The 12119-nt window shown below is 67.5% G+C and carries 9 protein-coding genes; 6 read left to right on the forward strand and 3 right to left on the reverse strand.

The features are described 5' to 3' along the window. Positions 1-113 precede the first annotated feature (113 nt). Entirely contained in the window at positions 114-881 is a 768-nt protein-coding gene (locus DMC61_RS37945) for a helix-turn-helix domain-containing protein (protein WP_125695309.1), read from the reverse strand. A 293-nt stretch (positions 882-1174) separates the two neighbouring features. Here DMC61_RS37945 and DMC61_RS37950 point away from each other — a divergent pair, with 293 nt between their 5' ends. From DMC61_RS37950 to eccCa, 4 genes are all read left to right on the forward strand, one after another. Next, positions 1175-2542 carry a cytochrome P450 gene (locus DMC61_RS37950; RefSeq protein ID WP_125695310.1) on the forward strand — a complete coding sequence of 456 codons (1368 nt, stop codon included), beginning with the start codon at positions 1175-1177 and terminating at the stop codon, positions 2540-2542. A gap of 5 nt (positions 2543-2547) precedes the next feature. Then, positions 2548-3573: a hypothetical protein gene (locus DMC61_RS37955; protein ID WP_125695311.1), complete on the forward strand. Its 1026-nt coding sequence runs from the start codon at positions 2548-2550 to the stop codon at positions 3571-3573. Continuing rightward, positions 3570-4592 (forward strand): polyprenyl synthetase family protein, encoded by a 1023-nt coding sequence (locus DMC61_RS37960; protein ID WP_158634165.1) that lies wholly within the window; start codon positions 3570-3572, stop codon positions 4590-4592. The genes DMC61_RS37955 and DMC61_RS37960 overlap by 4 nt, the downstream gene beginning before the upstream one ends. Positions 4593-4827: 235 nt before the next feature. Beyond that, a complete protein-coding gene (eccCa, locus tag DMC61_RS37965) occupies positions 4828-8796 on the forward strand; it encodes a type VII secretion protein EccCa (protein WP_125695313.1) in 3969 nt (1322 codons plus the stop codon). A 573-nt stretch (positions 8797-9369) separates the two neighbouring features. Here the strand turns inward: eccCa and DMC61_RS37970 are convergent. Next, positions 9370-9837: an SsgA family sporulation/cell division regulator gene (locus DMC61_RS37970; protein ID WP_125695314.1), complete on the reverse strand. Its 468-nt coding sequence runs from the start codon at positions 9835-9837 to the stop codon at positions 9370-9372. Positions 9838-10010: 173 nt separating this feature from the next. On the opposite strand from DMC61_RS37970, the gene DMC61_RS37975 reads away from it, so the two are divergent. Then, entirely contained in the window at positions 10011-10403 is a 393-nt protein-coding gene (locus DMC61_RS37975; protein WP_125695315.1) for a DUF6069 family protein, read from the forward strand. After that, positions 10400-10891 carry a hypothetical protein gene (locus DMC61_RS37980; protein WP_125695316.1) on the forward strand — a complete coding sequence of 164 codons (492 nt, stop codon included), beginning with the start codon at positions 10400-10402 and terminating at the stop codon, positions 10889-10891. Before DMC61_RS37975 ends, DMC61_RS37980 begins: the two co-directional genes overlap by 4 nt. Here DMC61_RS37980 and DMC61_RS37985 read toward each other — a convergent pair. Then, positions 10884-11405, reverse strand: coding sequence for a LuxR C-terminal-related transcriptional regulator (locus DMC61_RS37985; protein WP_158634166.1), 522 nt, complete (start codon positions 11403-11405; stop codon positions 10884-10886). The genes DMC61_RS37980 and DMC61_RS37985 overlap by 8 nt on opposite strands. Positions 11406-12119: the final 714 nt, after the last annotated feature.

The following is a 12119-nucleotide window of genomic DNA, read 5'->3' on the forward strand; positions in this document are numbered from 1 at the left end:
CCGAAAGCAGCTCAGCAGACTGGTCGGAAGTTGACCAGGAATCACCAAGAGTCGACAACAAACGGCCATCGATGATTAGACGTAAAGACGATCAAGGCTCCGGGGAATACCGATCAGCCGGCCTCTTGGCTCAGCACCGACGCGCGCGTCGCGACCACACGGAGGTGTTTAGCGAAGGCGAAGGCAGTACCACGAAGCGACTTCGCGGTGGAATTGACGTCGAGGCTCCCGGTCCGGCCGGTGACCGCCAAGGCGACCGGCCACGGCACGGACGCGTGCGGCACGGCCACGGCGAGCGTGGTGATCACCCCGGACCGGCACTGACTGGTGGCGATCCCGGTCTTGCGCGCGGCGGCCAGTTCCTTCGCCCTGGCCACCGCGGCGGGCACCCTGCTGCTGTGCGCCAGCAGGATCCTGGTGATCGCGGATTCCGCCGAGGTCTTCCTGGCGGCCACCTGCTCGGGAAGACGACAGGTCCGGTGACCGTAGAGCTGGTTGAGGTGATGCACGGTGTCGCCGACGAGGACGCTCAGGCTCGCGGTCTCGCCCGACGCGCGGTGCAGATCGAGCAGGAACGGCGTCGATTCCCGGCGGAAGATGGCGAACAGATCCGCGTTGGCACTGAGGCCGGCGTCCACTAATTGTTCACCTGCAAGATACCCGGCCTCGGTCCGCGCCACGACACCGTGCTCGTGCAGGACGTTGAGCACCCGGTGGACGGTGGCCTTCGCCAGGCCGGTCTCCCGGGTCAGCACGGCGAGGGTGGCCGAGCTTTCGTGCGCGATGACCGCGTTCAGGACGAGCATCGCCTTGTCCACCGCACTGAGTGTTTCCTTCGACCGCATCGGGTTCCCGGACAGAGAAGCTGGGGAAATGCTCATGGGTATCCGTCCACTTCGGCCGCCTGGCAACTTTGTCACTCGATCGTGCGGCCGTGAAGCGGAGGGCGCCTACGCGGCCGCTCCCCTCAGCGCATTTTCGGTCAGGCATTGTGCACTTTGGACCGGTTCCCAAGATCATCCGACGGGGGCGGCCGTCGTCCGCGCGGGCATAACCGTTCACCGAAAAGGCGTTCCGAAGGCCACGCAGGGTCATCGTGCGGAACAGTGCGGATCAAGGCCGACAAGACCATCCCCGCCCCGGGTGGCCGACCGGACAAGGTCGAGGAGCACAGATGAGCATCACCTCGGAATCGTCGCAGTACCGGCTCGGTGACGCACCGGGCCGGATACCGGTGCTCGGCAACGCGCTCAAGATCTTCAAGGATCCGCTGACGTACTTGCCGCGGCTTCGCGATCAAGGTGACGTCGTCCGGGTGAGACTCGGCCCCGGTATCGCCTACATGGCGGTGACCCACGACGTGGTCCAGGAAGTCCTGCACCGTCCCCGGGTCTTCGACAAGGGTGGCGAGTTCATCGACAAGATGCGGGTCATCCTCGGCGACGGTGTCGGTACCTGCAGTGTCACCACGCACAAGCGCCAGCGTGCGTTCATCCAGCCCGCTTTCCAGAAGCACAAGATCACCGGCTACACCGAGGTGATGGCGAAGCACGTCGCCGACCTGGTCGGCTCCTGGCGGTTCGGTCAGGAAATCGACGTGCTGGAGGAGATGAGCAGACTGACCACGCGGGTCACCGCGCAGGCCATGTTCTCCGACGACGACCTCGGCGCGGAGGCCATCGCCGAAGTGCAGCGCTCGTTCCCGGTGGTCTGGAAGGGCGTCTTCCGCCGGATGATGCTGCCGTTGCCGGTCGTCCACGAGGTCCCGACCAAGGCCAACCAGGACTACCGGCAGGCGCTGGCGCGGCTCGAAGGCGTGATCAACTCGATGGTGAACGCGTATCGTGCGGACGGCCGCGAACACGACGACATCCTGTCCGTCCTGCTCGCCGCCCGGGACGAGGACGGCACGGCGATGACCGACCTCGAGATCCGCGACGAACTCATGACGATCCTCGCGGCGGGCGTGGAGACGCCCGCTTCCGGCCTGGCTTGGGCCCTGTACCTCACCAGCACCCACCCGGTCGTCGAAGCGAAGCTTCACGAAGAAGTCGACAGCGTGCTCGACACCCGGACGGCCACGCCCGAGGACTATCCCCGGCTCCCCTACACGAACCGGATCGTCAACGAGGCACTTCGCATGTACCCACCGGTGTGGTTCATCACCCGGCGCGCCGTCGTCGACACCACGCTGGGCGGTCACCACGTACCGGCCGGCTCCAGCATCCTTTTCAGTCCCTACGCCCTGCACCGGGACCCCGCCGTGTTCGCCGCGCCGAACACCTTCGACCCGGACCGGTGGCTGCCCGAACGGCTCCGGGAGCTGCCGAAGAACGCGGTGATCTCGTTCAGCGGGGGAAGCCGGAAATGCCTCGGCGACGTCCTGGCCAACCACGAGATGACGATCGCGCTCGCCTCCATCGCCGCGCGCTGGCGGCTGCGGGAGAAGGCGGGGCATCAGCTCAAGCCCGTCCCGAAGGCCGAACTGACCATCGGTCACATGCCCATGACCGTCGAACCCCGCGGAACCCGGAAGAGCTGACCACCGTGCACCCAGCCGAACTCGGGATCTGGCCCCCGCCCGGCCATTCCCTGCTCCAGCTGCCCGACCGTATCTCGCCGTACGCCGAACAGCTCGAACAGCGGATCCTGCACTGGGCGGACGAGTTCCAGGTGCTCGACGGCGAACGTGCCCGGACGAAACTCGAACGCACGCGGCTCGGCGAGTTGATCGCCCGGTCCTATCCGCACATCACCGAAGACCGGCTCGACGCGCTGGCGGGATGGTTCCTCTGGGCGTTCGTGATCGACGACTGCTACGACGACGTCGTCGGTGACTACGACGCTTCGGCGGAGCGCGTGCTTTCGGTCCTGCGCGGCGAGCGGATCCCGGACATGACAAAGCTCGACGCGTTGCTCGCCCAGGTCCGGGGCCTCTTGGTGGAGGGCAGGAGCAGGCACTGGCAGGCCCGGTTCGAGCAGCATATGGGGCAGTTCCTGACCGGGTTCAAATACGAGGCGGACAGCCGCGCCAGCGGGCGGACGCCCAATCTGCTCGGCTACACCCAGCTGCGCCGGGCGACCGGCGGGATCACCCCGTCGCTGGATCTGCTGGAGGTGGCGACCGGCCACGAGGTGCCGGTCCTGATCCACGAGACGGAGCAGTTCCACATCCTGTTCAACCGGGCCGCGGACGTCGTCGTCTGGGTGAACGATGTCATGTCGCTGGAAAAAGAGCTGCTCTCCGGCGAGACGAACAACGGCGTCCTCGTCCTGCGCCAGGAGATGGAGCTGTCGGACCAGGAGGCGATCGACGCCGTCTACGACCTGGTCGAGGGACAGATGGAGCAGTTCGACCGGGCCCGCACCGTCCTTTTCGGACTTCTCCCCGGCTGGGGTGGCCTGACGGTGAGCGACCTGGCCGCGATCGAGTTGTTCGTCGAAGGCCTGCAGACGTGGATGCGCGGCAACCTCGAATGGTCGCGGAACTGCGCTCGCTACCGGGTCGTCGACGGCGTCAGGCTGAGCACGGATTCCACATTGGTGAACTCCACGAGGCAGGTGCCGGAATGACTTCGACCACCGATCTGGCGACCGATCCGATCGCCGCCCGCACCCGGGTGCGGGAACTCATGCGGGACACCGTGCGTCGCTCGTGCCCCGCTGTGGCACATATCGCCGGCTATCACGCCGGCTGGCTGGACGCGACGGGACTGCCCCGGTCGGAACCCGGCGGGAAGGCGGTGCGCCCGACCTTGGCACTGCTGGCCACCCGTGCGGTCGGCGCGGACGAGGGTCTCGGCGTCGTCGCCGGTGCGGCGGTCGAGCTGGTGCACGACTTTTCCCTGCTCCACGACGATGTGATCGACGAAGACGCCGAGCGACGCCACCGGCCGTCGGCATGGACGGTGTTCGGGAAACCGGCTTCGATCCTGACCGGGGACGCCTTGCTCGCGGCCGCGGTCGAGGTGCTCGCCACCAGCGCGGCTCCCGGGGCGGCCGAATCCGTACGTCTGCTGTTGTCGTCGATCCAACGGCTGGTTTCCGGGGAATACCTCGACGTGGAGTTCGAAACCCGCGAGGTGGTGACGCCGGCGGAGTACCTGCGGATGGCTTCGGCCAAGACTGCGGCCCTGATCACCACGGCCGTCACGCTGGGGCCGACCCTGGCTCAGAGCCCGCCCACCTTCGTCACGGCGCTCGAAGGTTTCGGGCGGCACCTCGGCCTCGCCTTCCAGATCACCGACGACGTGCTGGGCATCTGGGGAGATCCCCGGCTGACCGGTAAGCCGATCCTGGGCGACATCAAGCGCCGCAAGCGATCCTTCCCGGTCGTCACCGCGATGGACGCCGGAACTCCCGATGCGGCATGGCTGCGCCGGCTCTACCAGAGCCCGGCCGTCATCACCGACGAGCTGGCGGAGGAGGCGGCCGAAGTGATCGTCCGCACCGGCGCGCGCGAGCGGGCCGAAAGGGAGGGCCGCCGCCATGTCTCCGCGGCCGTCGAACTGCTCGGGCGTCTCGGCCCGGGCAACGAAGCGGCGAAGAAGCTGGCGGAGCTGGCCCAGACCGTCACTAACCGCGAACGGTGAACGACCCGACCAGAAAGGAACTCGCCACCGTGGCACTCGAAGAACGACACGGCGTCACCCGCCCATCCACGTTCAGGCAGCTCGCCCAAGGTGTTTTCTGCTACGCGCGGGCGTTGGCGCGGGCGACGTTCCGCCGGAACTGATCGCCACACGCGCGAAGAGCCTTACGGTCCACTCGGACCCGTGAGGTGGAAGCACGGGAAAGCGGAAGTTCACTCACCGAGTGGAGAGCGACATGGCCACGACCTTGTTCCCCCGGCGCACCCGGCGGCCGAAACCGCCGTCCTCCGGCGCGGACATCGAACTGCAGCCGCCACCGAGTGTTCCCGAGGACACCGGTGGCGGCGTCAGCTCGGTGCTGATGTACGCGCCGATGGGGCTCGGCTCGCTCGCGATGGTGATGATGTTCGTCCGGCCGGGAGCGGGGATCTTCGCCTATCTGGGCGGTGGCCTCATGATCCTCTCCACGATCGGCATGCTGGTCGCGCAGATGCTGCGGAACTCGGTGACGCACAAGCAGAAGCTCAACGGGCACCGGCGTGACTACATCCGCTACCTGGCGCAGCTGCGCGGTCGCGTCCGCAAGGCGCTGACCGATCAGCAGAAGGCGGCACGCTGGATCCACCCCGATCCGCACTCCCTGTGGTCCATGGCGCTGGGCTACCGCCTGTGGGAACGCCGCCCGGCACACGACGATTTCGGCGAGGTCCGCATCGGGCTCGGCACCCAGCGGTCCTCGCTCAACCTCACCCCGCCGGACAGCAAGCCGATCGAGGACCTGGAACCGCTTTCGGCGCACGCCCTGCGTCGTTTCATGCGCGCCTATTCCACCCTGCCGAACTCGCCGATCGCGGTCTATCTCCGCGGCTTCGGCCAGATCCAGTTCAGCGGCGACGACGAGGCCGTGCTCGGCGTGCTGCGGGCCATGCTCGCCCAGCTCGTGACGGCGCACGCCCCCGGTGACGTCCGGATCGCGCTGTGCGCCACCGAGGAGCGGCTGGAGCGCTGGGACTGGCTGAAGTGGCTGCCCCACAACCAAGACCAGGAAAGCCACGACGCCGCCGGGGCCAGGCGGCTGATCACGACGAGCCTCGACGAGGTCGAACTCCTCGTGGGCGGCCCCTCGTTCACCGGCCGGCCGCGATTCGAGGCGGACACGCCGATCACGGCGTCGGAACCCCTGGTGGTCCTGCTGGTCGACGGTGTGTCCGTACCTTCCGATCACCGGATCGCCGACGAGGGCTACCGCAACGCGGTGGTGCTGGACGTCGGCGGCGCGTTGCCCTGGCAACAGCGCCCGGACGTGCTCTTCCTCGAGATCGACGCCGACGAGATCCGGACCGTGTCGTTCGACCGGGTCGGCAAACCGCAGACCGCGCCGCTGTGCAGTCCGGACCAGCTCAGCGCGACCGCGGCGAACGCGCTGGCCAGGACCATGGCCCGGTTCCGGATCGGCGAAGCCGCCGACGGGGACGACGAGCCGCTGGCCGTCGACTACGACCTCGCCGCGCTGCTCGGCCTGGGCGACGTGGCGACCTTCGACCCCGTCAAGTACCGCCGCGAGCGGATGACCAGCAAGCGCAGGCTGCGCGTGCCGATCGGGATCGCCGCCAACGGGGTCCCGCTGGAGCTGGACATCAAGGAGGCCGCGGAAGACGGGATGGGGCCACACGGGCTGTGCGTGGGCGCGACCGGTTCCGGCAAGAGCGAGCTGTTGCGCACCCTGGTACTCGCGCTGGCCACCACGCACTCTTCGGAGGATCTGAACTTCGTCCTGGTGGACTTCAAGGGTGGCGCGGCCTTCCTCGGTTTCGACCAGTTGCCGCACACCTCGGCGGTGATCACCAACCTGGTCGACGAGATCGAGCTGGTCGACCGGATGCAAGACGCCCTGACCGGTGAAATGAACCGGCGGCAAGAACATCTGCGAGCCGCCGGGAACTACGCTTCCCGGCGCGACTACGAAGCGGCCCGCGCCCAGGGTGTCCCGCTGGAGCCGATGCCGGCGCTGTTCGTGGTGGTCGACGAGTTCAGCGAGATGCTCACCAGCAAACCCGAGTTCATCGACGTCTTCGCGATGATCGGCAGGCTGGGCCGCAGCCTCGGTGTCCATCTCCTGCTCGCTTCCCAGCGGCTGGACGAAGGCCGCATCCACAAGGTGGAGACGCATCTGTCCTACCGGCTCGGTCTCCGGACGTTCTCGGCGATGGAGAGCCGCAGTGTGATCGGTGTGCCGGACGCCTACGAACTCCCGAACAGCCCCGGTAACGGTTACCTCCGCCCGGACACGCAGACTTTGGTGCGGTTCAAGGGGGCCTACTCGTCGGCGCCGTATCGGGTCAAACGCCGCCGGATCGACGCCGCTTCGGTCGGTCAGAACGTCGTCCCGTTCGGCACCCGGTACGTCGACCCGGTCTCCACTCCCGAACCGGAGCCGGAAGAGATCGACGAGCAGAGCGACTCCACGGACACGATGCTGGACGTGTTGCTCGGCAGGCTGAAAGGCATCGGCCCGCGAGCCCACCAGGTGTGGCTGCCGCCGTTGAAACAGGCCCCGACCCTCGACCAGCTGCTGCCCCCGCTGGTGGACCATCCCGAGCTCGGGTTCCGCCCGATCGGCGATCTGCAGACCGCGACCCTCGACGTCCCGGTCGGGCTGATCGACCTGCCCGCCCAGCAACGACGCGAGCTGCTGAGCGCGAACCTCTCGGGCAGCAAGGGAAACGTCGCGATCGTAGGTGGACCGCAGAGTGGCAAGAGCACGATGGTGCGCACGCTGATCTGCTCGCTGGCGCTGACCCACACCGCCAACGAGGTCCAGTTCTACTGCCTCGACTTCGGTGGCGGGCTCACGGCACTGGCCTCGCTCCCCCACGTCGGCAGTGTGGCCAACCGGCTGGACCGCGACCGGGTGACCCGGACGGTGCTCGAAGTGACCAACCTGATGGCGCGGCGCGAAACGATCTTCGCCGAGCACAACATCGACTCGATGACCAGCTACCGGCGGGCCCGGCGGGAAGGCCGGTATCTCGATCTCGACCCGTACGGCGACGTGTTCCTGATCGTCGACGGCTGGTACACGGTGCGGCAGGACTTCGAGGAGCTGGAGGAACGGTTCAGCGAACTGGCCGCCCGCGGCCTCAGCTTCGGTATCCACCTGATCATCGCCACCAACCGGTGGTCGGAGATGCGGCCATGGTTGCGGGACGTGGTCGGCACCCGGTTCGAGCTGAAACTGGGCGACCCTGTCGACTCTGAGGTGAACAGCCGCTTCGCGGCGACCGTGCCGTCCATTCCCGGACGAGGGATCACCCCTGACCGGTTGCATTTCCTCAGCGCGCTGCCACGCATCGACGGCCTTTCGCGGACCGACGACCTCGCCGACGCCACGGTGGAACTCGCGGAAGCGCTGACCACGCCCCAGGCGCCGAAGGCACCGCAAGTCCGGCTGTTGCCGCACAAGCTGACCGTCCGTGAGCTGCCCGGCCCCACGGCGCCGAACCCGGCCGCGGAGATGCGCGTCCCGCTCGGGGTCGAAGACGTCCACCTGGCGCCCGAGTGGCACGACTTCGACGCCAGTCCGCATCTGCTCGTCTACGGTGACGCCGAAAGCGGCAAGACGAACCTGCTCAAGCACATCGCGCGCTCGGTGGTTGCCCACCACTCCTCCAGCGAGGCGCGCGTGATGTTCGGCGACTTCCGCCGCGAGCTGCGCGGCTGCATCCCGGAATCGCACCAGCTCGAATACGCCGTCGGCGCCGAAGCGTTGACGAAGTCGATCGCCGGCGCGGCGACGATCTTCGAGAAACGCATCCCCGGCCCGGAAATCAGCCCGAGCAGGTTGCCGCTGCGTGACTGGTGGAAGGGCGGGCGGCTCTACATCATCATCGACGACTTCGAGCTCGCCGAGACGGCGGGCAGCGCGGGCCCGCTGCAGCCGCTCCTGCCCGTGCTGGCACAGGGCGCCGATGTGGGTCTGCACGTGATCATCGCCCGCAGCACCTCGGGTGGCGGCCGGTCGATGTCGAACCCGGCGATCCGCCGCATGTGGGAGCTGGGCACCCCCGCGCTGATGTTGTCCTGTCCCAAGTCGGAAGGGGCCTTCCTCGGCAACCTGAAGCCCCGGGTGCTGCCGACCGGACGTGCTCAGTTCGTGAACCGCCGGCGGTCCGTGCGACTCGTGCAGACACCTCTCGTCGAATAAGGTGTCCTGTCGGGTCTCGAAGTCCGTGAAGGCCTCCTTGAGGGACTCTGGGTCCCTTAAGGAGGCCTTCACGGACCTGTGTTCCTCGGCGGTCGCGGAGCATGCGGTCTTCGAAGCGGTGAGGGAACGGGAGTGTCGCGAAAGCCACTTTCGGGACTTCCGGTGTCCCGAAAGTGGCTTTCGCGACACCGAGGCCGGCCATGCAGGCGAGCGACCGAACCCGACGCAGTTGCCTTGCCCCGAGACAGCCACGCCACACCCCACCGGAAAACGAAAGAAGCCGACCGCCGAGGCGGCCGGCTGGAGTGTTCGGACGGAACGCGCCGTCGCGAAAGTCTTCCCACCGAGCGGGCTGGGGACTGTCCGGGGGGCTGAACGGCCCCCAGCCCGGATGCCGGCGGTGGTGGGGCCCGATCTCCCGCCGGTTCGCGCTGACGCTAACGCGCGATGAGCCGACTGGCCGTGCCGGTTGTCCTTCCAGCCAAGGCCACTGCCCGAACAGCCGCCGGCCGAACCGAGAACATCGGCTCCATGGCCCGGGAATCACGCTGTGAGGCCCAACACCCAAAGCCCTCAGCTCTCCCGTTCTCCGCCACCGACCAGGTGGCTCAGCTCACGGTCGAGATCGAACCAGCGCCATTCCTCGCCGGGAGCCACCAGGGCATGGCTGCAATCGAGAAACTCGACCAGTTCGCCCAGCCGGACGGTGAAAGTGGCCGCGCCCTCGGTCGTCATCAAGGTCACCATCACCCGCCTGGCTCCGTCCGGGTCCGGACCGATCCGCACGTCCCCCTCACCCGATGGCGTGAGTATTCCCGCGGACAGAAGTTCCCTTGAGAACAGCCATTCCACCTCGATCGCCGGATCGCGCAGGAACCGCACCACGACGGCGAACGGATCGCTGGTGTCGTACCTCAGTTCACAGCTCTCCGGCAGCTCTGCCCCGTCGGGCAGCAGCCGCCCGAAAACGATCTCGTGCCGGTGCGTCACGTGCCGGACCGAAAGGTCGTCCGGCGTTCCTGAATCCACTTCTCGGTTCATCCGACCAAGATCCCCGCACTGTCTTCATTCGACCTCAATCGCTCCGCGGAGGCACGGACGATCGCACACTGGGCGTTTCCGTGCGTGGATCATGCCCGAAGTTCTCTGGTATCGGACGGCCTTTTCCGGCGACCATCGACAAGCGCGGCACTCTGCCGGGGAAAGGAATCACGATGCGCACCATTCACCCCACCCGCCCTCCCGCGCTGCGGATCATTCTGGCCCTGATCGCGGCACTGACCATCAACATGGTCATCGCGCTCGTCGCGGGGTCCCTGGACGAGGGACCGGCCACGGTCGGGCTCGACCCCACCGAGTACCTTCCAGCCACGGTGGTGGGTTTCCTCGTCGGTTCCCTCGGCTTGAGCCTGCTCGCGCGCTTCGCGCCACGGGCGCCGCGGGTGGTCGTCCCGGTCGTTCTGGTCCTGTCGTGGATCCCCGACCTGCTCCTGCTGAACGACGGCGCGACCGCCGTCAACGTCACCGGCCTCATGATCATGCACCTCGTGGTCGGCGGCGCGGTCGTCGGCGCCTTCGCCAGGACGATCCCGGACGTGGCACGGTGACGGCCGCTCCCGAGACCTCGCCGCGACTGCTGGCGGCGGCCGAGTTCTATCGCGGCGCTTTCGCCTGGGACGTCGAAATCGGCGAACGTTCCCTGGCCTTGGTGCTGACCGGGGGAATGGCCGCGTTCTCGGTTCCCTTCCACGCCAAGAATCAGCATCTCTTCTCGGCGCGGGACGCCGTTCCACCAGGTCCGCTGATCCTGACCCCGGGCGTCCCCTTCCGGGTGCACGCGCTCGTCGACGCGAGCGACTTCGTCATCCCGGACCAGGATCTTCCCGAGAACGTGCTGTTCCACCGTCCGCTGAGCAAGCTCCTGCTACCGCCGACGGTCGATACCCGCGGAGCGGTCCGCTGGCTACGTGAACCTTCGCCGCAGGAACGCTGGCTTCCACTGGCCGCGGGGGTCTTGTCGGCGCTCTCCCGGCCGAACCGCCGGATCGCCGCATATCGGCGCCGGGTGCGGCGTGACCGCAACGGCCTCAGCTGATCACGCCGGCGCGCAAGGCCAGCAGCACCATCCGGGTCCGGTCCCCGGTCTGCAGTTTCCGCGCCATATGCGCGAGATGTCCCTTGACGGTGTTCGGCGAGACCAGGAGTTCGGTGCCGATCTCCTGGTTCGTCCGTCCGTCGGCCACCAGGCACAGAATCTCGATCTCACGTTCCGAGAGAACCGCCTTCCGCACGGCGTACTCGGCGACGACGCGTCTCTCGTCCTCCGAAGGTGACTTGCGCGCCGCGATCCGGGTCGCCGAGTCGGGCGAATCGGCCAGGTAGCCGACGGCATCGGCGCGGAGCGCCGCCACGGCGAGACCGGGGTCACGCGAACCGGCGACCACGACCACCCTCTCCGCTCCGCGCCGGTACAGATCGCCCACCTGATCGACCATGGCACGAGCGTCGCCACCCGCGTACAGGACGGCGACATGGGTCCGGCTCGCCGCGGTCTTCCCCGCACGGAAACCGCGGGGCGTACTGCCTTCGACGACGCGCTCGGCCCCCATCCTCCGTAACCGGCCGGCGTACGCGCGCCGCCTTCGAGGATGAGGATCCACCACCACGGCGCGGAATCGCGCTTCCCTGGGAACCTCCGGATCCCGGCCTGCCTGCTGGAGTGGCGGCTCAAAGTAGGATCTCACACGGACAGGGGGCAACGAAGGTGAATTATTCTCGTTCATGCTCCGCCGAATTCTAATTAAGCGGAGCGCGCAGTCAAGGAGACAGCGCGAAATTCGGCGAGACATGCCCTTTCGGCCCGATCAGCCCCTAGGCACTCACCAAATCACCGATCATCCTATGTACGAGCCGTTCGGCTCGCACACCGCCGCCTTGAAATCATCGGCGAATAACCACCAGAACGGAATGCGAAACCCGCTCACCTTTCACGAAGGCCGTCGATGTCCAACGACAATGCCCTTATTCCCCTTTTCCGCGCCACCGTTCGCGGATAAAGTCTTCGCTGTGACGCCCGATCGGTTCCCCCGCCGATCTCGTCACCGAAAAGAGGAAGACCGCGGCACGCTTCGTTTTCACGCATCCCCGCCCGGAGCGGGCAGCGGTCACGACAGTTCTCGATCACCGAGGACTCCCGGCCTTGACCGGGGTAGTGCAGGCTGATTCGCGCCCCCATCGCGGGCCTGCCGGAACCCGAGGAGCCGACGACGATGCACCCCTCATCGTCGTCGGCTCCTCGGCGTCGTCACCGGCTCCCGGAACGC

Source organism: Amycolatopsis sp. WAC 04169 (genome assembly GCF_003947535.1).
GTDB lineage: Bacteria > Actinomycetota > Actinomycetes > Mycobacteriales > Pseudonocardiaceae > Amycolatopsis > Amycolatopsis keratiniphila.